At 69.2% G+C, this 17,792-nt stretch carries 16 protein-coding genes; 6 read left to right on the top strand and 10 right to left on the bottom strand.

Features of this window, described 5'->3' with window-relative positions:
- Positions 1-264: 264 nt before the first annotated feature.
- Complete coding sequence (gene rdgC, locus LXT21_RS39795) at positions 265-915, top strand: recombination-associated protein RdgC (protein WP_254043574.1); 651 nt, start codon at positions 265-267, stop codon at positions 913-915.
- On the top strand, positions 902-1,591 hold the full coding sequence (locus LXT21_RS39800; protein ID WP_254043471.1) for a hypothetical protein: 690 nt from the start codon (positions 902-904) through the stop codon (positions 1,589-1,591). The genes rdgC and LXT21_RS39800 overlap by 14 nt, the downstream gene beginning before the upstream one ends.
- A 45-nt stretch (positions 1,592-1,636) precedes the next feature.
- Here the strand turns inward: LXT21_RS39800 and LXT21_RS39805 are convergent, their stop codons facing one another.
- Positions 1,637-2,503, bottom strand: a complete 867-nt coding sequence (locus tag LXT21_RS39805) for a hypothetical protein (RefSeq protein WP_254043472.1) — start codon at positions 2,501-2,503, stop codon at positions 1,637-1,639.
- Positions 2,504-3,025: 522 nt separating this feature from the next.
- Complete coding sequence (locus tag LXT21_RS39810; protein WP_254043473.1) at positions 3,026-3,466, bottom strand: hypothetical protein; 441 nt, start codon at positions 3,464-3,466, stop codon at positions 3,026-3,028.
- A gap of 130 nt (positions 3,467-3,596) precedes the next feature.
- On the opposite strand from LXT21_RS39810, the gene LXT21_RS39815 reads away from it, so the two are divergent.
- On the top strand, positions 3,597-4,637 hold the full coding sequence (locus LXT21_RS39815) for a cupin-like domain-containing protein (protein ID WP_254043474.1): 1,041 nt from the start codon (positions 3,597-3,599) through the stop codon (positions 4,635-4,637).
- Between the two features lie 15 nt (positions 4,638-4,652).
- Here the strand turns inward: LXT21_RS39815 and LXT21_RS39820 are convergent, their stop codons facing one another.
- Positions 4,653-4,820 carry a hypothetical protein gene (locus LXT21_RS39820; RefSeq protein ID WP_254043475.1) on the bottom strand — a complete coding sequence of 56 codons (168 nt, stop codon included), beginning with the start codon at positions 4,818-4,820 and terminating at the stop codon, positions 4,653-4,655.
- Between the two features lie 117 nt (positions 4,821-4,937).
- Here LXT21_RS39820 and LXT21_RS39825 point away from each other — a divergent pair, with 117 nt between their 5' ends.
- Both LXT21_RS39825 and LXT21_RS39830 read left to right on the top strand, forming a co-directional pair.
- Entirely contained in the window at positions 4,938-5,933 is a 996-nt protein-coding gene (locus LXT21_RS39825; protein ID WP_254043476.1) for a cupin-like domain-containing protein, read from the top strand.
- A complete protein-coding gene (locus tag LXT21_RS39830) occupies positions 5,930-6,715 on the top strand; it encodes a cupin-like domain-containing protein (protein ID WP_254043477.1) in 786 nt (261 codons plus the stop codon). Before LXT21_RS39825 ends, LXT21_RS39830 begins: the two co-directional genes overlap by 4 nt.
- On the opposite strand, the gene LXT21_RS39835 is transcribed toward LXT21_RS39830, so the two are convergent.
- From LXT21_RS39835 to LXT21_RS39845, 3 genes are all read right to left on the bottom strand, one after another.
- On the bottom strand, positions 6,633-7,031 hold the full coding sequence (locus LXT21_RS39835) for a hypothetical protein (RefSeq protein ID WP_254043478.1): 399 nt from the start codon (positions 7,029-7,031) through the stop codon (positions 6,633-6,635). The genes LXT21_RS39830 and LXT21_RS39835 overlap by 83 nt on opposite strands.
- Positions 7,032-7,039: 8 nt before the next feature.
- Positions 7,040-8,311 carry a hypothetical protein gene (locus tag LXT21_RS39840; protein ID WP_254043479.1) on the bottom strand — a complete coding sequence of 424 codons (1,272 nt, stop codon included), beginning with the start codon at positions 8,309-8,311 and terminating at the stop codon, positions 7,040-7,042.
- Between the two features lie 82 nt (positions 8,312-8,393).
- Positions 8,394-11,159 (bottom strand): CHAT domain-containing protein, encoded by a 2,766-nt coding sequence (locus LXT21_RS39845; RefSeq protein WP_254043480.1) that lies wholly within the window; start codon positions 11,157-11,159, stop codon positions 8,394-8,396.
- 181 nt (positions 11,160-11,340) lie between these two features.
- Here LXT21_RS39845 and LXT21_RS39850 point away from each other — a divergent pair, with 181 nt between their 5' ends.
- Positions 11,341-12,300 (top strand): FAD-dependent oxidoreductase, encoded by a 960-nt coding sequence (locus LXT21_RS39850; RefSeq protein WP_254043481.1) that lies wholly within the window; start codon positions 11,341-11,343, stop codon positions 12,298-12,300.
- Here LXT21_RS39850 and LXT21_RS39855 read toward each other — a convergent pair.
- The 4 genes from LXT21_RS39855 to LXT21_RS39870 all read right to left on the bottom strand — a co-directional run bounded on the left by LXT21_RS39855 (position 12,279) and on the right by LXT21_RS39870 (position 17,772).
- On the bottom strand, positions 12,279-13,148 hold the full coding sequence (locus LXT21_RS39855) for a hypothetical protein (protein ID WP_254043482.1): 870 nt from the start codon (positions 13,146-13,148) through the stop codon (positions 12,279-12,281). The genes LXT21_RS39850 and LXT21_RS39855 overlap by 22 nt on opposite strands.
- Before the next feature lie 220 nt (positions 13,149-13,368).
- The gene (locus LXT21_RS39860; RefSeq protein ID WP_254043483.1) at positions 13,369-14,064 is read right to left on the bottom strand and encodes a hypothetical protein; all 696 of its coding nucleotides are present in this window, start codon (positions 14,062-14,064) and stop codon (positions 13,369-13,371) included.
- 273 nt (positions 14,065-14,337) lie between these two features.
- Positions 14,338-15,303 carry a WD40 repeat domain-containing protein gene (locus LXT21_RS39865; protein ID WP_254043484.1) on the bottom strand — a complete coding sequence of 322 codons (966 nt, stop codon included), beginning with the start codon at positions 15,301-15,303 and terminating at the stop codon, positions 14,338-14,340.
- Between the two features lie 60 nt (positions 15,304-15,363).
- Complete coding sequence (locus LXT21_RS39870) at positions 15,364-17,772, bottom strand: DUF4164 domain-containing protein (RefSeq protein ID WP_254043485.1); 2,409 nt, start codon at positions 17,770-17,772, stop codon at positions 15,364-15,366.
- Positions 17,773-17,792 lie beyond the last annotated feature (20 nt).

The following is a 17,792-nucleotide window of genomic DNA, read 5'->3' on the forward strand; positions in this document are numbered from 1 at the left end:
GTCATGTGTGTCCTATGGGGAGGCGTGGATCGCCAGGGGCCGTCCACGCGTTGGGGCTGTCACTACCAGACAGGGGTGACAGCCCCCTGACGCGGGCATGGTCAGGAAATTCTGGAAATCGTGACCAATCCGAGGGCGCGCCCACCGTCAAGACGCGGTGGAAGTCCAGCGTTTCGCGAGCGTGGCGCGGGTGGAGGCCCGTCCGAGGGGAGCACCAGGAGTGCCTTGACGATGTGGCCCGAGCCCCCCATCCTGCCGCGCCCCATGCCAGTCCTACGTGGTGCCGTCACCTTCTCGCGCTTCCGGGTCGAACCGTCGACGGAAGCGTCTTCCGACATCAAGCGTTCGCTCCCGCGGGGCCTCAAGGCGAACGCGTTCGAGCCCATCGACCGCCGCTCCGAGGATGACCGGGCCGCGGGCTTCGTGGAGCTGGAGAACGCGGACGCCGTCGACTTCTCCGTCGGGCGGGTCTTCTATGGCGAGTACGCGCTGTTCTCGTTCCGCATCGACTCGCTCAAGGTCCCCGCCGCCGCGATGAAGGCGGAGCTGGCGAAGTGGACCACCCAGTTCGAGGCGGAGAACGACCGGCCCGCGTCGCGCGCGGAGAAGACGCAGGCGAAGGCGCAGATCAAGCAGATGCTGCGCACGCGCACCACGCCGCGCACCAACGTGCTGGACGTGAGCTGGAACCAGAAGACGCAGCAGCTGCAGGTCTGGGCCGCGTCGCGCAAGGTGGTGGAGGAGATCCTCATCGCGCTGGAGAACGCGCTCGGGCTGAAGATGGTGGCCCTGACGCCGGCGGCGATTGCGCAGGCGTCGGGCATCGACGAGGGAGCCCTGGGGCCCACCGCGGAGCTCATCGGGATGGATCTGCCGGCGGGTGCCGGGGCGGAGGTGGTGCATGGCGAAGCGTGAGCAGGCGCGGGCGGATGCCGCCTTCGCGCGAGGGGACATCGGCGTCGACGGAGCCTCCACCGAGGAGACCAAGGACGTCGCCGAGGTGGAGAAGGGCCAGGCGCGCGAGCAGCTCCTGCGGGGCCGGGCGTACCTGGGCCGCGAGCTGCTGACGTGGATGCTCTGGCGTTCGGAGTCGGGTGACGCGTTGGTGGAGCTGGAGGGCACGGGTGTCAACGTGCTCTTCATGGGCCGCATCATCCTGCGCGGCGTGGCGGGCGACGTCACGGAGTTGAGCGCGAAGGGCACGCTGGCGCCGTACTCGGAGCAGGTGAAGCACGCGTTGGACAAGGGCCTGCTGGTGGCCCAGGCGCGCATCCGCTTCACCCATGGCGAGAAGGAGTACGAGGCCACCATCGATTCGGAGTTCCTCGACATCCGCGCCGCGAAGCTGCCCGCGCTGATGAGCGAGGAGGAGGATGACCAGCTCAGCGAGCGGTTGTTCCTCACCGAGCAGCTCTCCGCGATGGTCGACGCGCTGGTGAACGACTTCCTCAAGGTCCGCGTCGGCAAGACGTGGAGCAAGCAGGTCGTCCCGGCGATGAAGGAGTGGATGCGCGGGGACGAGCAGGGCGCGGACGCGCTCTCCAAGGCCGCGCGGGCCCGGGGCCGAGAGGCCCGTGCGGCCCGGCACTGAGGTTGTGTGAAGTCGGCTTCGTGAGCTCGCCCCGGACAGGCGGGCTCACGGAGCGGGCGGCGCGAGCGCGCGGAAGCCCTCCGCCAGCGCCAGCCCGATGTTCCCCATCAAATCCTGTCGCGCGTTGACGACGTACAGGTGTGGCGTGAGCGCCCACACCTCGCGGACGACGCGGCGGGGTGGGGGAGGCGGCTGGACGCTCAGCTCCGCTTGCAGCAGCGGCAGCACCTTGTCGGAGAGCCGCAGCGCGGTGTCCATGACGAAGACGCTGACGTGAGGGCGCAGGGCGCGGACGCGGCGGAAGAACGCGCCCACCTCGTCGGGTGCCAGGTGCTTGGGCGGCGAGGATTTCATCTCCAGGTAGACGAGGCGGCCCTCCGCGGTCGCCACCACGTCCAGGTCGCCGCCGACGTCGGGCGCGTGGAACTTCACGCCCGCGGCCACGTCGAAGCGCAGCCGCTCACGCAGCTCGTGCGCGACGTACCACTCCAGCGTGCCGCCGAAGCTCTGGGCGGGGTGGGTGAGTCGGTAGCGGCCGGCCTCCTCGCGCGTGGCGAGGTCCAGGGCCACCAGGTCCTCGGCGAAGGCGGTGGCGCGGTCCTCCTCGAGGTAGCGCGTGGCCTCCAGGGGCGTGAAGCTGCCGCGACGGAGGATGGCGCCTCGCAGGAAGAGGCGGAACGCGTAGTGGCCCAGTCGCTCCACCAGTCGCTCCGCGCGGTTCGCGTCCAGGTCGGCGGGGAAGGGCAGGTCGAGTGGCGCGACAGTGGCCTGGAAGCCTCGGCGCGCGAGCATGGCGAGCGGCTCGTTGCCTGCGGGGAGCAGCAAGCGAGACGTGGGCGTGGCGCTGGCCTCGTCCTGCTCCAGCTCACGGGCCGTGGGAAGCTCATCCTCGGAGGGGGGCTGCACCGTCATGCCGCCACCCTAGCCCGTATCGGGGCCGCAGGTGACCCGCGACACAGGGAATGGGGCATGGCGTGCGAGCTCCGGTTCCAAAGGCTGCGCCACCAAACGCTGTGCCCACGTCCTTGGCGCGATTGCGCGAACGGAGCAACCGAATCGCTCCACGCGTGAACTGGAGGGGGGAGCTGCGCTGGTCGCGCCACCGAGGCGAGCCAGGCTCGCGGTCGCGAGGTGGAGCCCATGGGCACAGGCAAGGCTGGGCTGGTCGCGCCACCGAGGCGAGCCATGCTCGCAGTCGCGAGGTGGAGTCCATGGGCACAGGCAAGGCTGGGCTGGTTGCGCCACCGAGGCGAGCCATGTGCTCGCGGTCGCAAGGTGGAGTCCATGGGCACAGGCAAGGCTGGGCTGGTTGCGCTACCGAGGCGAGCCAGGCTCGCGGTCGCGAGGTGGAGCCCATGGGCACAGGCAAGGCTTCACCATGTGCGCTACGGGTTTCGCCGCCAAGGTGCTCCATTCGAGCGGTCGCGCAGCGGCCTACTGCACGGGCACGGGGCAGTAACGCAGGAACTCCGTCACCGGAGGTTGGCAGAGCTGGAGCAGGCGCGCGTCGTCGCCGAAGCTCTTGCCTCGCGCCTGGAGGTAGCACGCTGCCGGGTCGTCCTCTGCCGTGGCGAACTGGCAGAGCTGGAGCGCCTGGGCCTGCGTCAGCGAGCCCTGGTCCTGGACCCGCAGGAAGCACTTCGCGGGCGCCGAGGAGCGCGCGCCACGACACAACTGGGTGGCCGCGTAGTCGTCCGTCAGCCCGCCCTGACTCGCGGCCGTGTAACAGGCGACCTGGGGCGCCACCGCATCCTCGTCATCATCGTCGTCCTGCGCCAGCCCGCTCGTGGGGGCGAGGGTGAGCAGCCATGCCACCAGGCCACCCAGGCCAGCGAGCGTGCGGACGAAACGGAACCGGGAGTGGGCTGGTGTCATCGCGTGTCCTCTCGGCCCTCAATCTAGGGAGTGCTCGCGTCGCGCGGTCCTGCTGACGCTCCTGGCCGCTCCAGGACAGTGCGAGCGACGGGGCGCCACGCGCCACGCACGCAGACGCGGATTCGATAGAATGGCCCGCGCACGCGACAGCGATGGGGGCATGGTGGACGTCGCTTCATCCAGCCTGGATCCAGAATGGCGGGCGTGGCTCGCGGAGAACGTCGTGCGGGGCGTGGCCGCGACGCGACTGGTGGACACCCTGGTGTCCGCTGGAGTGCCGCTGTCCGAAGCACACGCTCACGTCGAGGCCATCCGTCAGCACCCCGCGGTGTCGATGGGGCGGGGTCACCTCGCCCGACATGAAGACGTCCTCTCGCTCCTCGACACCCGCGTCTCGCTCCACCGTCAATCCGGCCGACACCAGCACCTGGCGCGTCACGCGGACCTCTCCTTGCGCGCGCTGATGGAGCGCCACTACCTGGCCCACGAGCCCGTGCACCTCCAGGGCTTCATGCGCGACTGGCCCTTGATGGAGCATTGGCGTCCCGCGGCCCTGGCCCGCGACTACGGCCACGTCGACGTGGAGGTCATGGCCGGCCGGGAGGCGCGCGTGGATCACGACCTGGACCCGGACACGTGCCGCGCGGTGATGCGCTTCGATGCGTTCCTCCGTCGCCTGCAGGAGGGGGGGCCGTCGAACGACCTCTACCTCACGGCGCGCAACTTCGCCCTCGAGCGCGAGGAGCTGCGCGGGCTGCTCGACGACGTGCGCTACCCGTCAGGCCTCCTGCGCGCATGCGACCGGCCGGGCGCGGTGAAGCTCTGGGTCGGCCCCGCCGGCACGCTGACGCAGCTGCATCACGACCTGGGCACCGTCCTGTTCGGCCAGGTGCACGGACGCAAGCGCTTCCGCCTCATCCCCTCGTTCCACACCCACCACGTCTACAGCCACCGGGAGGTGTGGAGTCAGGTCGACGCCGAGCGCCCCGACCTCGCGCGCTTCCCCCTGTATCGCGAGGCCGACGTGCTCGAGGTCGTGGTGGAGCCCGGCGACATGCTGCTGATTCCCGCGGGCTGGTGGCACTGGGTGCACGCGCTCGACGTCAGCGTGTCCGTCACCTTCCAGGAGTTCGACGTCCCGGGAGGCAACACGTGGTGGAGGCTCGGATGAGACCCGCGGGCGTCGTCACTTCTTCAGCGGCGGCGTGGTCGGCGGCTCGGTGGGCGTCGTCTTCTCCACCGAGGGCACGGAATGCCCTCCCGGATTGGGGACGATGCGCGGCGCCTGCCGCGTGGCCGGGTTGGGCGGAGGATTCGGAACGATTCTTGGAGCAGGTTCCTTGGACGTCGTCATGCCATCCCCAGTGCAACGTGGTTGCCTTCGTGGGTGGTATATCGCACCGCGCGAAACATGACTCGTGACGACAGCGAGACCCTGCCGGCGTCCCTGTGTTCCTGGCTCGCGGAAAACTTGACCGCGGGGGTGGGGCCCGCCCGGCTCGTCGAGGTGCTGCTCTCGCTGGGACTGCCCGAGCCCCGAGCCCGAGAGGCCGTGCGCACCATCGCCGAGCACCCCGCGGTGCGTCACGGGCAGCGCTCCGCGCCCTTGCGCGACGAGCTGGAGGCCTTGTTGACGGCCCGCGCCGCGCTGCACGCCCAGCGCCACCCAGGCCCCGCGCCGGTGGCCGTGGCGCGGCGCCAGGGGCTCTCGGCCGAGGACTTCTTCGCGCGCTACTACGCACGCAACCAGCCCGTCATCATCGAGGGGCTCCTGGCGGACTGGCCCGCACGGACGCGGTGGACGCCGGAGTGGCTGGCGGAGCGCTTCGGTGACGAGCAGGTCGAGGTGATGGCGGGCCGCGACGCGGAGGCGGACCCGGACTTCCACGCCGAGCGCCTTCGCCGCACGTGGCGCTTGCGCGAGCTGGTGACGCACGTGCAGGGGACGCGGGGCTCCGACGACGTGTACCTGGTGGCGCGCAACAGCCTGCTCCTGCGTCCCGCGTTCCGCCCGTTGCTCGAGGACCTGCGCCCTCCCGCGGGCTACATCCATCCGGACCTGAGCGCTCCGGACAGCGTGCACCTGTGGTTCGGTCCCGCGGGCACGGTGTCCAACCTCCACCACGACCACCTCAACGTCCTCTTCTGCCAGGTGCTGGGGCGCAAGCGCTTCTGGCTGCTGCCCCCCTGCGAGACGCCCCGCCTCTACAACGACCGGGGTCTCTACAGCGCGGTGGACATCCGCGCCCCGGACCTGGAGCGCTACCCCGGCTTCGCGCGCGCCACGTTGCACACGTGTGTGGTGGGGCCGGGAGACACGCTGTTGATTCCGGTGGGCTGGTGGCACGCGGTGGAGGCGCTGGACGTCAGCATGTCGGTGACGTTCGTCAGCTTCGACAGACCCCAGCGCAACGTGGAGTGGCGCGACTACTGGATCGGCCCCAGGCCGGAGAGGGTTCCACGATGACGGATGCAGGCAAGCCGGACGTGCTCGCGCCGGAGTGGCGACGCTGGGTGGTGGAGAACCTGCTGCGAGGCTCCGAGGTCGAGGACCTGGTGGCCGTGCTCTCGCGCGCCGGAGTCGACGCGGAGCTCGCGCGGGCCGCGGTGCATGCGGAGGCGGAGGACCCCTGCTTCCAGGGCGCCGCGCGGGCCGTCGCCATGCAGCGCAAGCTGGAGGGATTGCTCGACCTCTACGGCGACCTCCATCGGCAGTCGGAGGGACACGCGCGCATCGCCCGACCCGAGCACCTGTCGCCCGAGGACTTCTTCGAGCGCTACTACTTCCAGAACCTCCCGGTGGTGACGCGCTCGCCCGAGGGCCTGGTTCCGCCGGGGACACCCGCGCTCCCATGGCGGGACGCGCCGGGCGCCGCGCGCGCGTTGACGCCCGTGCGCCGCAACACCTTGCTGTGTCAGGTTCAGGGGCGCGCATGTCTGGAGTTGGTCCCCGCGTATGCGTTGCACCGGGTGCTGGGCGCCGCGTCGGTGCCCGAAGGGGTGCCTCGCCTCGAAGTGGAGCTGCGGCCTGGCGAGGTGCTGCTGTTGCCGGTGGGCTGGTGGTTCACCCATCGCTCGCCGGAGGGCGGTGCCGCCATCGTCCACGAGTCCTTCGCCGTGCCCGGGCCGGACGTGTCGTGGACTCCCCGGCCGGAGTCCCGTGAGCCTACGCCGGTTCCTCTCCATCGACCCGCTGGAGCAGCCGCCGCGCCATCGCCTTCAGGGCCGGTGAGCCGGGCTCGCGATTGAGCCGCTCCAGCACGTCCTGAACGCGGTCGAGTCGTCCCGCCTGCTCGAGGATCTTCAACGCCTTGAGCTGGACCAGCTCCTCCGGAGGCATCGAGTGGGTCGCCGGGGTCTGTCCTCGCATGGGCAGGCGGCCCCTCTGGTTCAGCAGCTCCACCAGCACGCTCACGTCCTCGCCCTCCAGGGGCGCCGCCGCGAGGGGCTTCGCGGCGTCCTCCAGCTCCTCCAGTGCCTCCATCAGCTCTCCCCAGGCGAAGCCTCGCGTCGGGACGTCGCGCTCCGTCACCATCCGCCTGAGCTGCTCGCGTATCGTCGGCATGACAACTCCTAGCGTGTCCACATGATGTCTATCTCTGGGACCTGCTCCGTCCCGACGGTGATGCCGAACGCGTTGCGCTCCAGGTCCACCTCCCAGAGCCGCCCATGGGCTCGCAGCGTCCCCATCAGGAACGGCAGCGTGGGGTGCAGGTAGCGACGACGGAGCGAGGAGTCCTTCCCCAGTCGGACGGGCCTGCCGTCCGGGGGCGGCAGCGGCATGTCCAGCTCCACCGCCTCGCCGCGGAAGCAGGCGTCGTAGAGGTAGAGCCGCCCGGAGTCCTCCAGGAAGTTCAGACAGTGGCCGTCGTCCCAGCCCGCCATGAAGGCATAGCGGGACTCCACGCGGCCGAGCAGTTCCACCGGCTCGTCCGGCGCGAAGGGATAGTGCGCGCAGTCCTGGAAGCGGCCGTGCAACCGCGTCAGCCGACTGGGCTCGGGTTGGTTGATGCCCGGCGCCACCGCGACCAAAGCCTCCCAGCGCACCTCGTCCGTGCGCGCGTCCTCGCGAGGCATCAGGTGCAGCGTGCGGCCCTCCAGCGTGACACCCTGGATGTTGGCGAGCTGCTGGAACAGCTGATACCAGCCGCCACACATGCCGCCGCCGACCGCCAGCATGTGCCGCACCGTCCACGCCGGCACGCCGTAGCGGAGCCCCGTCTCCGGGAGTCCTCGGAGCACGGCGTCGCAGATGTCCTTGCGGGACTCCAGCCCCGCGCACCAGCGCGAGGACCAGCGCACCAGCGGCGCGTAGGCGCCCGAGACAGGCGCACCCGTTTCTCCGTGGCGCATCGGCGCGCCCGTGGTGAAGAGCTCGTGCTGACTGTCACCGAGGAAGAGGGTGCGCGGGCTGCCATCCGCGTCCGTCCACTCCGCCACCCACTGGAGCTCCAGCGCGTGCGTGCCGATGTGGTTGGGCAGCGGCCGGTTGAAGGGCACCGGCTGCGCGAGCGTGCTCCAGCCCGCGGTGCGCTCCAGGTTGACCGGATGAGGACCGAGCCAGCGGATGCGCGTGCCCGGACTGCTCGGCGTGGAGAGCGAGGGCCCGAAGGCGCTCAGCTCGAAGGAGGAGGGGACGAAGTGGTTGGCGAGCAAGGCCACGCGGACGGAGGGGCGCGTGCCTCGCACGTAGGCGATGGGCTCGGCGCGATGGCCCCGAATCCACTCCGGCAGCTCGCCCAATCGGGTGTCCGTGACGGGATTCCAGAGTGGAACCGTGCCGCTGTCCGCGTCCCCCCGATCGAAATGCAGGCTGTAGATGGCCAGCGGTTCCGCGTGGTGCATGTCCACCTCCCCCTCGCGCGTGCCGTCAGGCACGGCTTTGCTTCACGAGCACCCACGGCCTCCCCGAAGGCCTTGGGTGGCGCTACTCGTACAACAAGACCTGGCTCACCCAGGGCGCGCCCTTGACCTCGCGCAGCCAGCGCAGTCGCTCCGCGCGCAGGGCCACCGCGGGCGTGGCGCCGCCGTGGATGCGCTCGCGCACGCCCTGGAAGAAGCGCCCCGCCGAGTCCGGGATGTCCACCGTCGCCGCGAACACCGCGCGCGCTCCGGCGCCCACGAAGGCCTGCGGCAGCGAGGACGTCTGATGCAGCAGCGGAGGCAGTCGCGCCGCGCTGCACGCGCCCAGCAGCACCACGGGCGAGCCCTCCAGCTTCACCTGTCGCAGCGCCTCCGAGGTGAGCGCGTAGCGCCCGTCGTACTCGGGGGCCAACGCGATGACCGGCGCCTCCGACAAGCTGCGGTCCACCACGCCATGGGCGTGGAACTCGATGTCGGTGGCGCGCGCCATGGCCTCCAGCACGCGCGACGGCGTGGCCTGCGCGCCCGACAGCTCCATCGACTGGCCGACGGGCGCGGGCGTCGACTCCCACGAGGACAGGCGCGCGAGCCCCAGCCCCGTGGGGGTCTCCACGTTGGCCACCACCACGTGCAGCGCGGGCGGAGGCTTCCTGTCCGGCGCCATCGCGCTCCGCGTGGCCACGCGGTAGCTCCACGCCATCTCGGGCGGCAACAACCCGGCGCGGCTGTCGAGTGGCGGCGCCGCGAGCACGTCCACCTGGGGGCAGGGCCGCAGCAGGGCCAGGAGCGGCTCCGGCACCAGCCCCGACAGGTCCTCGCCCAGCGGCTCCTTGCGCGAGGCATCCAGATGTCCCAGCACCTGGCCCCGGGGCCCCAGCGCCACCGCCACGGTGCGCTCGGCCTCCATCGCGGCGATGAGCGCGCACTGCCGCGGCCGCGTGACGGCGAGCTGCTTCGCCACCACGTCGGGCACCTCGGTGAAGGCGCCGGCCTCGCCCGCGGTGACGGCCATCGTCTGATAGGCCACCGCCTCCGCGTCACGCGCGTCCGCGTCGGTGGTGAGATACGGCTGCGCGTCTCGAATGACGGCGGCGAGCTTCTCGTTGCCGACGCTCCGGTTCAGGAGCAGCTCGAAGCGCGCCTCGACGAGCCGGGCCAGGATGCGACGCCCGGGGGTCTCCCGCGTGGCCAGGGCCCGGGCCAGCTCCTTGCGAATCTGTTGTTCGTCCTCGGGCTTGCGGTCCAACCGCATCAGGTCCGTGAGCGTCCACACGCCGACGAGGCCGACGGTCGGTCCACACTCCTGCGCGCGCGTCAGGGCGCGTCGCGCCTCCTGGGGCCGCAACCGCATCAGCTCCAGCGCCGCCACGTTGCGGTGGACGTAGTTCTTCACGTCACAGGTGTCGGGCGCCCGGGCCAGGTACTCGGCGAGATAGGCGCGAGCGGCGGCCGCGCGGAACTGGAAGCGCGCGGACTGGGAGAGCGCACGCAGCGCGGCGGACTCCAGCTCCCACTCACCCATGGACTGCGCCTCGCGCCAGCTGGCGCGCGCCGTCTCGTCGGCCTCCAGCAGGCGATTGGCGGCCGTGGCCCGGTGGCTCACCTTGCGCAGCAGGTCCGCGCAGCGCGGGCGCAGTCGCTTCTCCCGGCACATCGTCAGCGCGGCCTTGAGCCGTTGGTCCGCCTGCCACGTCTGACCCTCGAGGCCCTCCTGCATCGCGAGCGCGTCCTGGACGAGCAGCTCCACCCAGGGGTCGTTCCACTTCCTGGCCAGTGACTCCCATTCATCGGGAGGGCTCGGCGCCTCGGACGAGCGCAGCATCGCGCCGAGCAGCAGGTCGGACTCACCCGACGCTCGCAGCTTCGTGAGGAACTCCGTGGAGGCGGGAGCGCGCGCCACGAGGAGCCGGGCGTACTCGGCGGCCAGCGGCGCGCGCCGCGTGAAGTCCCGTGCGGCGATGGCGCGCGTGTACTCGGTCAGCGCCGTGCCGCCGTGGATGCCATCGAGCAGCTCGGCCAGGGGCAGCAGCGCCGTCACTCGCGCGGAGGAAGGGGCCGTGCGGACGGCGTCGTAGAACAGCCCGCGCGCGATGCCGGGGTGCTGGCGCGCCTCCTCCAACGGCACGGGCGCCCGCGGGTCCGTGGTCAGGCGCGTCATGGCCGCGTGGGTGCGCTTCCAGGCCTCCATTCGCTGCGTCACGGAGCGACGGAGGGCCTCCGCCTGCTCACGGGCCTCCTTGCTCCAGCCCGCTTCGCCCAGTGTGGCCACCTCGTCGAAGACCGAGGCCGACACCAGGTGTAGCCCCATCTCCCGCAGGACGAGGGCCCGGTTCCACAACGCCTGGGGATGACGTGGAGACGCCTCCAGCAGGGCGTCGAGTCGCTCCAGCGCGTCGTCGTGCCGCCCGAGCAGGAACAGGGCGACGGCCTGGTCATTGTCCCGGTTCAGCGACGGCTTCGCGTGCTGCAGGTGCGCGAGCCCCTGCTGCGGGTCGCCATGCACCAGATAGGACGCGGCGATGCCGGCGCGGTCCGCCTTCTCCTCCAGCCGCGCCAGCTCTCGCAGCGGCACGGCGACCGAGGCGCGCTCCTCGCGTGGGCGCGAGTAGGGACGGTGCACATCCGCGGCGGGGACGGAGAGGCGGGCTTCCAGCGGCCGTGTGCGCGCGTCGGTGAGCCAGAGCAATTCCTGGCGGCGGTTGGACAGCGGCCCCGAGCGGGCGATGAGGATGGCCGGGAACACGAGCAGCGGGATGAGGTGCCACGCACGCAGGCGAGGGGCGCGTCGCCCTCGAGTGGACTTCCCTGGTGCATCCAGCTCGGCGGCCATCCGCTGGACCCTCCCCGTCACTTCGCGTCCCGGGGCGCGAAGCCAGCACTGCGTTCGTGTGTCTTAAGCCAAAGACGCGGATGTCGACAAACCGTGGAAAATAGAGGCGCGAATCGCACACCGGCTCGGAGATGACGCTGCGGGTCAACCCTGATGCGCCACGCGCGCTAGGCTGGGTCCCATGTTCATCGTCGTCCTGGGTGGTGGTGTGTCAGGTCTGACCTGCGGCATCCGCTTGCTGGAGGCGGGGCACACCGTCGAGGTGTGGGCGCGGGAGGTGTCACCCCACACGACGTCGGATGTCGCCGCGGCCGTCTGGTATCCCTATCGCGCCTGGCCGCAGGAGCGCGTCAACGCCTGGGCCAAGAGGACATACACCGTGCTGGCCTCGCTTGCGCACGAACAGCCCGAGGCGGGCATCCTGCAAGTCTCCGGCGTCGAGCTGTTCCGTCGTCCCGTGGAGGACCCATGGTGGCGCGACAGCGTGCCTGACTTCCGTCGCGCGAGGCCGGAGGAGCTCCCACCGGGTTTGTTGGAGGGTTATCACTTCACCGCGCCCGTCATCGAGATGCCGCGCTACCTGCCGTTCCTGGGGGCGAGGTTGCGCGCGTTGGGCGGGACGCTGAGCCAGCGCGAGGTGCGCTCGCTCGACGAGGCGTGGGAGCGTGCGTCGATGGTGGTCAACTGCACGGGGTTGGGGGCGCGCGAGGTCGTGGGAGACTCGACGCTGTACCCGGTGCGAGGCGAGGTGCTGCGTGTGTCGCCGCCGCCCACGGACCGCTTCCTCTTCGATGACGAACACGAGGACGGCATCACCTACGTGATTCCGCGCTCGGGCGACTGCATCCTCGGAGGCACGGTGGAGGAGGGGAACGCCTCACTCACTCCGGACCCGGACGCGGCGCGCGGCATCCTGGCTCGCACCGCGCCGCTGTTGCCGCCGGGCGCGGTGTTCGACGTGGTGGAGCACAAGGTGGGGCTGCGCCCCGGACGACCCACCGTGAGGCTGGAGGCGGAGGTCATCGCGGGGCGCGTCGTGGTGCACGACTATGGACATGGGGGCGCGGGGGTCACGCTCTCCTGGGGCTGCGCGGAGGAGGTGGTGCAACTCGTCCACGCTCACCAGACGCAGGTGAGGTAGCCCTTCTTGCCGTTGGTGACCTTGAGGTCGGTCCAGCCCGTGTCCTCGTTCTTGATGAGCGATACGCCGTCCTGATAGCCGCCGGTGAAGTCCCCGAAGATGCCGCGCAGCAGGCCCACGGTGACGGGGCCGTTGCACATCGGCACGGTGGCGTTGCCCTCCCAGGCGCCGTCCGCCGCGCCGCCACCGGGGAAGTCCACGCAGTGCGCGGTGCCGCCCATGTTGGCCGCCTCGCTGGCGTCGTCGGAGGACCAGCCCTTGAGCACCCAGGCGTCGTAGGAGGCCCCGCCGTTGGGCGGGAAGATGGTCTGCTTGCTGACGAGCAGCCCGGGCTTGGAGTCGCCCTGGTAGTGGAACGTCATGCCGGCACGAGACCAGATGCTGGTGAGGAAGCAGCGGCGGTTCTCGTTCACGGGCACGTAGGGGAAGGAGCAGTTGACCGACGTGCACTCGGACCAGCTCATGGACACGCGGTTGGCGGTGTTGGCGATGCAGGTCGCCTCGCCCAACACACCCGTGCCGATGCCATCACGCGTCCGGAGCTTCCACCGGCCGCCCTCGTTGTAGACGCCCACGCTGGAGATGGGGGAGTGAGGGCTCGCCGACTGGCCCTTGAGGTTGCCGCGCACGCCCGTGAGGAAGCACGTCTGCGTGTCGGAGGGCCCCAGGTCCAGGTCGGCGCCGTTGTTGCCCGGCGTGCCCCAGCCCGCGCGCGCCGTGACGACGAGGCCGCTCTTCACCTCGCCCACCACCTCCGCCGCTGGGGGGCTCTCGGGTGTCTGCGCTTCCATCTCCTCGCCGCACGCCACGGCGAGCAGGGTGAACGGCAGGGCCCACAGTCGCTTCATTCCACGCGTCATCATTGTCAGCGCCTTTCCATCGAGTCCCACGCGGGGGGCGTCCCCGGTGTCTCTCGATGGAACGGAGCTGTCCGCGGATATTCCCGCGGGATGTCAGGCGTTGGCGCGGAGCACTCGGCCGAAGCCGCGCTCGTAGTCTCGTGCTCCTGCGCCCGGGTCGTGCTCCTGCATCCACCCTGAGCTCGTGCAAACACCCCGCATTCCCGGTCTACAGACAGCTACCCGCGTTGGCGAAGTCCGGGTAGCACTGCGCCCCGAACATGCGGACCGCGGTGAATGACACGTACCGCCGCCACTCGGGCCGCTGCCGCATCCGGATCTCGAGTCTCACCTCAATGTTCGGTGGCAGCATCGCCTCCACCTCACCGTAGAAGAAGACGGCCAGCGGCAGGTTCCGGACCGCGGCGTCAGTCCATGCCGTGCCGTTGAAGGTCTGCAGTGCGAGCACGACCTCGTCCTGGATCCCGGGCCGCAGGTCTCCAGGGCCCATCTCGAACTGCACCGAGCCGCGCACCTTCCCATTTTGGATGTTCGCGAAGAATCCGGTGACGTGGCCCAGGACTTGGTAGCCCGTGCCTTGCGCAAGCACCGAGTCGAGATAGGGAACGTGAGACTCCAGGATGTTGTACAGTGCGTTGCCGCCGCCCCAGTTCATCGTGGCGGGGCTCGACCCACTCCTCGACCGAATGAGCCAGCCAATGTCCGGGGGCGAATAGGTCTCCCAGTTGGAAGGCACGAAGGCAAGGTTCCAGATGGGCAGCTCGATTTCGTACCCATGGGTGCCCGGCACGTTCGCGGTCTGCTCCACGACGGAGATAGGCTCCGCCGTCCCGTCGGCCGACGGCAGTCCCTCTCCACAACCCAACAGCGACAATGCACACAGCAGCGATACGACCTGTCTCACGTCCCAGCTCCTTCCCACAAATCAAGCATAGCTAATCTCTTGCCACGACAAGTGGCGCCAATAAATCAGACATCCTAGGATAGAACTCTTCCGCGGGAGCGCTGCCGAATGGAATCCAATGACGATGCGGAAGTCTAATGTCATTTCATGAAGCAACTCTCACGCGCCGCGACGCCAGCGCATAGGCATACTCATACGCCAGGATCCCCTGCGACACCACCAACGGAGCGCCTGCCCCGACTTCACTTGTGAGTGCGTGACGGCAGTATGGAATTACGTTTCAACACCCCACAACCCCACTTGCGCCGAGCCCTCGCCCCAGGCGATAAACCGCCCGTCCGGGGAGAAGACTGCGGCACTTGCCTGCGAATCATCCTCGTCCGAATGGGCGTAGAGGCGCATGCCCTCGTCAGTCCTCAGCACGACGAATGCGCCCGTATCAGCACCGACCGCGAGCAGAGAGCCGTCGAAATTGAAGCTCAAGCGCCAGGCTCCAGCGGGCGGGCCTTTGCGGGTTCCCACAACCTGCATGCTCGTCACGTCAATCAGGACGATCTCTCCCGTCGACGTCCCTGCGGCGAGCAGGTTGCCCGTCGGAGCAAAGGCCACTGCCCAGACATAGGAGGCCTGCACGGAGATGGCCCCGCGCGAGGCCCCGGTTCTCACGTCCCAGAGGCGAATCGAGCCCTGGGTGCCGTTCTCGCCCCGGTCATCCGCCGCACCTGCGGCAGCCAGAGTCGCATCGGGCGAAAGGGCGCAGCCGTAGAGCAGCGTGGGGACAGGCTCTAGGTCCCGGAGGGGCCGCCAGTGGGTAACGTCCCAGAGGCGAAGGTCTCCAATCGCCCCTGCTACCAGCAGGAGGTTTCCCTGGCGCGACAGGTCGATCCCCTGGGTGGTCAGTCCAAGCGGGGCCGAGCGCAGCGCCCTACCGTCGGCCGCCGACCATGCCTGGAGTTGCCCTCCGATGGTGACCGACATGACTGTCTGGGCATCCGGGAGGACCACCGCCGCGAGCCCGCCCGGAAGGTACTGGACGGCTCGAGGATGCGGAGATTCGTCCTGGAGGTCCCACCAACGGAGTCGCCCCTCGCCGCCCTGCTCCATGGAGACGAGCAGGCGTGACTTGGCGTCGAAGGCCAGCAACTGCCCCCGATAGGTCGGATGGAGGATCCGCTCTCCCAGTTGTCGCAGCCGAGTCAGTTGCTTCGCGTTCTGGGGGGTCACAATTCGAGGAGACATGGTCGCAAAGCCCGGGCCGGCTGAAAGCCGGACCGGGTCCATCAAGAGGCACAGCGGAAACTACGGGATGATCTCAATATGCACAGCGTAGCTCCAGGGCCTGATCAGGGCCTCAAGCTCTTCTCTCATCTCCCCGACCTGGAGGACGTGAATGCCCGTCTGCTTGCTGAACCACTGCGCCATATAGTTCTTGGCCTCGTTCGGGCCTAGCGGAGACAGCATGCCGTCGTCCGCGATCTTCACCACCGTGTCGCCGTTGCCATACGTCCCCTGGCTCTCGACGATCTCTTTCTTGACCTGCGGGTACGGATTCTTGGGAGTGCCCACCATGTCGATGCGGATAAGGGAGTGGTCCGGGTGCATCCAGATCTCCTGCCCGCGATCGAGCACTGGTACGTTGCTCCACCCGACAATCTTATCGTCCATGTCGCGAACGGGAGAGCCAAACCCGCTGGACCGCAGTATTTCCTGAACCTCCGCCCGGCTCCGCTTGTAGACGGAAGGCAGTCCCTGAGCGGCAAGTCCCTTGGTCTTCGCCAACTCCACCCACGTGGCGTCCACCTTGAGCATCGTCCGCTCCGAGGCGGCCTGGAGCCCGCGCCCCTTGAGATATGGCGCGAGCTTCTTCACGGCGTCGTCCTTCATCGTCCTGTCCAGCAGCTTGAGGATCTGCTGGCCGGTGATGCCATCCAGGTGCTCGAGGACTCCCTCGCTCAGTCTTGCGACCAGGGCCTGCCGCTGCTCCTTGGTGAGGTCGGAGCAGGTGTCGATGAAGCCGCCAATCTTGGCCATGGGGACCGCGCCCAGGCCGATGCCTACTGTGTTCCCGACGATCCGCCAGAACTGCCCGCTGCCGATGATTAGCCCCATGCCCGACGCCATGCGGTCACTCACCGAGAGGTCGGCGCCCCACGGATTGCAGAGCTCCTTGCCGGTGACGACTTCGCACAGGTCCACGAAGTCTCCCGCTGGGCTGAGCGAGATGGCGACGGTGGCCGCAACCTTCGCAGCCGTGGCGGCGCCATCCAGCAGGCGGTTGAGCGTGGTGGGAATGGTCGGGTCTTCCATCGCGACGCCCTCGTCCATTGCCCGGTAGCCGCCGTGGAGCGCTTCCATGCTGTCGAGCACCAGGTTCTGCTGTGCGTTCGCAGTGCCCTGCCAAAGGTTGAGGTTGTTCTTGAGCGCGTATGCCTGGGCGGACGTGTCACCGCGCTGCTCCAGCATTGCGACGAAAGCCTTGGTGCTCTCTCGCACGGGGGTGTCGCGGAACCAGTCGCCCTCCCCCATGTACACTTGAATCTCCGCCAGCACGGACTGCTGGGCGGTGAGGAAGGCACCCCACTCCTCCGTGGACACACCCACTCGCGACTTCAGCCCCCGCTCGAAGACGTCCTGGTTGAAGCGCCACAGGCGCACCACGGACAGGAAGCCCTGACGGTCCACCACCACGCTACTGCTGACCGTCCGGTGCAACTCCACGATGATCTGGTCCGCGAATGCCCGGTACGGGTCGTTGCTCGGGTCGAACGGGTCTCCAGAGCTGACGTCCGGCGCCTCCACCTCGCTCACCTGCTCATCGTTCAGGTCCGGTGAGTAGGTGTCCGGGTCGTCCAGATCCACGCCGCTGGTGGGCTGTGTAGGCAGGGTGTAGCGGTCCAGCAGGTCTACCTGTCCGCGGAACTCCGCGACGATGCGGTCAATCTCCGCGCGCAGCTCGCTGATGCTCGTCTTCAGGTCCTTGAGGAACTGGACCAGTCGCTCACGGACTGACGAGGGGACCGTGTTGTACTTCTCCAGGAGTGTCCGCAGTTCGGTATCGGTGATGGAGTCCAGCGAGCGGCTCATCAACTGCTTGAGCTCATCCTGGAGGGCCGTGAGTTGGGCGGCCTGCGCCCGTGCCGAGTCGAGGGAGTCGCTGAGGCGACTCAGCCGGTCCAACTCGCGGGTCAGCTCCACCTCGAGCGAGGCTAGGCTGGCGGCCAGGGTGGGGTTGATCTCGCTCAGCTGCAGCGCGACGTTGGCCACGCCGGTGAAGGGCTTGCCATCACGGACGATGTAGAAGAGGCGCCGCTCCTGCAAGCCATCCGAGTTTAGGTTGACGATGTTCTCGGCGAGGGTGCAGTAGTCGTTGCCGCCCTGGGTGTAGACGTTGAAGAAGAAGTCGTTGGATCCCCAGCGCAGCAGGCTGCCGCCGAATTCTGCCCGGAAGCGGTTGGACTCGTCCCTGTTCGGCCGGCGGACGAAGGCACCCGCGACGGTGTATGTCGGGATGGGGATGCCATTGACCTGGAAGAAGGCGTCTCCCTCGTTGACGATCGATGCGGTGGCACAGCTCTGCTGACTGACGTACGACACCGCCTGCCAGTCGATGCGGTACTGTCGTGCCAGGCTTTGCGCCGAGGCTTGCCATGGCGTGACTCCAAACGCGGCCACAACGAGGGTCGCGCACAAGGTCCAGATGCGTTTCATGAAATGGGTTCTCCAGAGGC

Origin of the sequence: Myxococcus guangdongensis (assembly GCF_024198255.1) — a bacterium.
Classification (GTDB): Bacteria; Myxococcota; Myxococcia; order Myxococcales; family Myxococcaceae; genus Myxococcus; species Myxococcus guangdongensis.

Excerpts from the sequence above, each read along its gene's own strand:
- LXT21_RS39810 (WP_254043473.1), bottom strand. The coding sequence starts at position 3,466 with ATGACACCAGCCCACTCCCGGTTCCGTTTCGTCCGCACGCTCGCTGGC.
- LXT21_RS39845 (WP_254043480.1), bottom strand. The coding sequence starts at position 11,159 with ATGGCCGCCGAGCTGGATGCACCAGGGAAGTCCACTCGAGGGCGACGC.
- LXT21_RS39840 (WP_254043479.1), bottom strand. The coding sequence starts at position 8,311 with ATGCACCACGCGGAACCGCTGGCCATCTACAGCCTGCATTTCGATCGG.
- LXT21_RS39850 (WP_254043481.1), top strand. The coding sequence starts at position 11,341 with ATGTTCATCGTCGTCCTGGGTGGTGGTGTGTCAGGTCTGACCTGCGGC.
- LXT21_RS39830 (WP_254043477.1), top strand. The coding sequence starts at position 5,930 with ATGACGGATGCAGGCAAGCCGGACGTGCTCGCGCCGGAGTGGCGACGC.
- LXT21_RS39800 (WP_254043471.1), top strand. The coding sequence starts at position 902 with ATGGCGAAGCGTGAGCAGGCGCGGGCGGATGCCGCCTTCGCGCGAGGG.
- LXT21_RS39805 (WP_254043472.1), bottom strand. The coding sequence starts at position 2,503 with ATGACGGTGCAGCCCCCCTCCGAGGATGAGCTTCCCACGGCCCGTGAG.
- LXT21_RS39855 (WP_254043482.1), bottom strand. The coding sequence starts at position 13,148 with ATGAAGCGACTGTGGGCCCTGCCGTTCACCCTGCTCGCCGTGGCGTGC.
- LXT21_RS39865 (WP_254043484.1), bottom strand. The coding sequence starts at position 15,303 with ATGTCTCCTCGAATTGTGACCCCCCAGAACGCGAAGCAACTGACTCGG.
- LXT21_RS39815 (WP_254043474.1), top strand. The coding sequence starts at position 3,597 with ATGGCCCGCGCACGCGACAGCGATGGGGGCATGGTGGACGTCGCTTCA.
- LXT21_RS39835 (WP_254043478.1), bottom strand. The coding sequence starts at position 7,031 with ATGCCGACGATACGCGAGCAGCTCAGGCGGATGGTGACGGAGCGCGAC.
- LXT21_RS39820 (WP_254043475.1), bottom strand. The coding sequence starts at position 4,820 with ATGACGACGTCCAAGGAACCTGCTCCAAGAATCGTTCCGAATCCTCCG.
- LXT21_RS39870 (WP_254043485.1), bottom strand. The coding sequence starts at position 17,772 with ATGAAACGCATCTGGACCTTGTGCGCGACCCTCGTTGTGGCCGCGTTT.
- rdgC (WP_254043574.1), top strand. The coding sequence starts at position 265 with ATGCCAGTCCTACGTGGTGCCGTCACCTTCTCGCGCTTCCGGGTCGAA.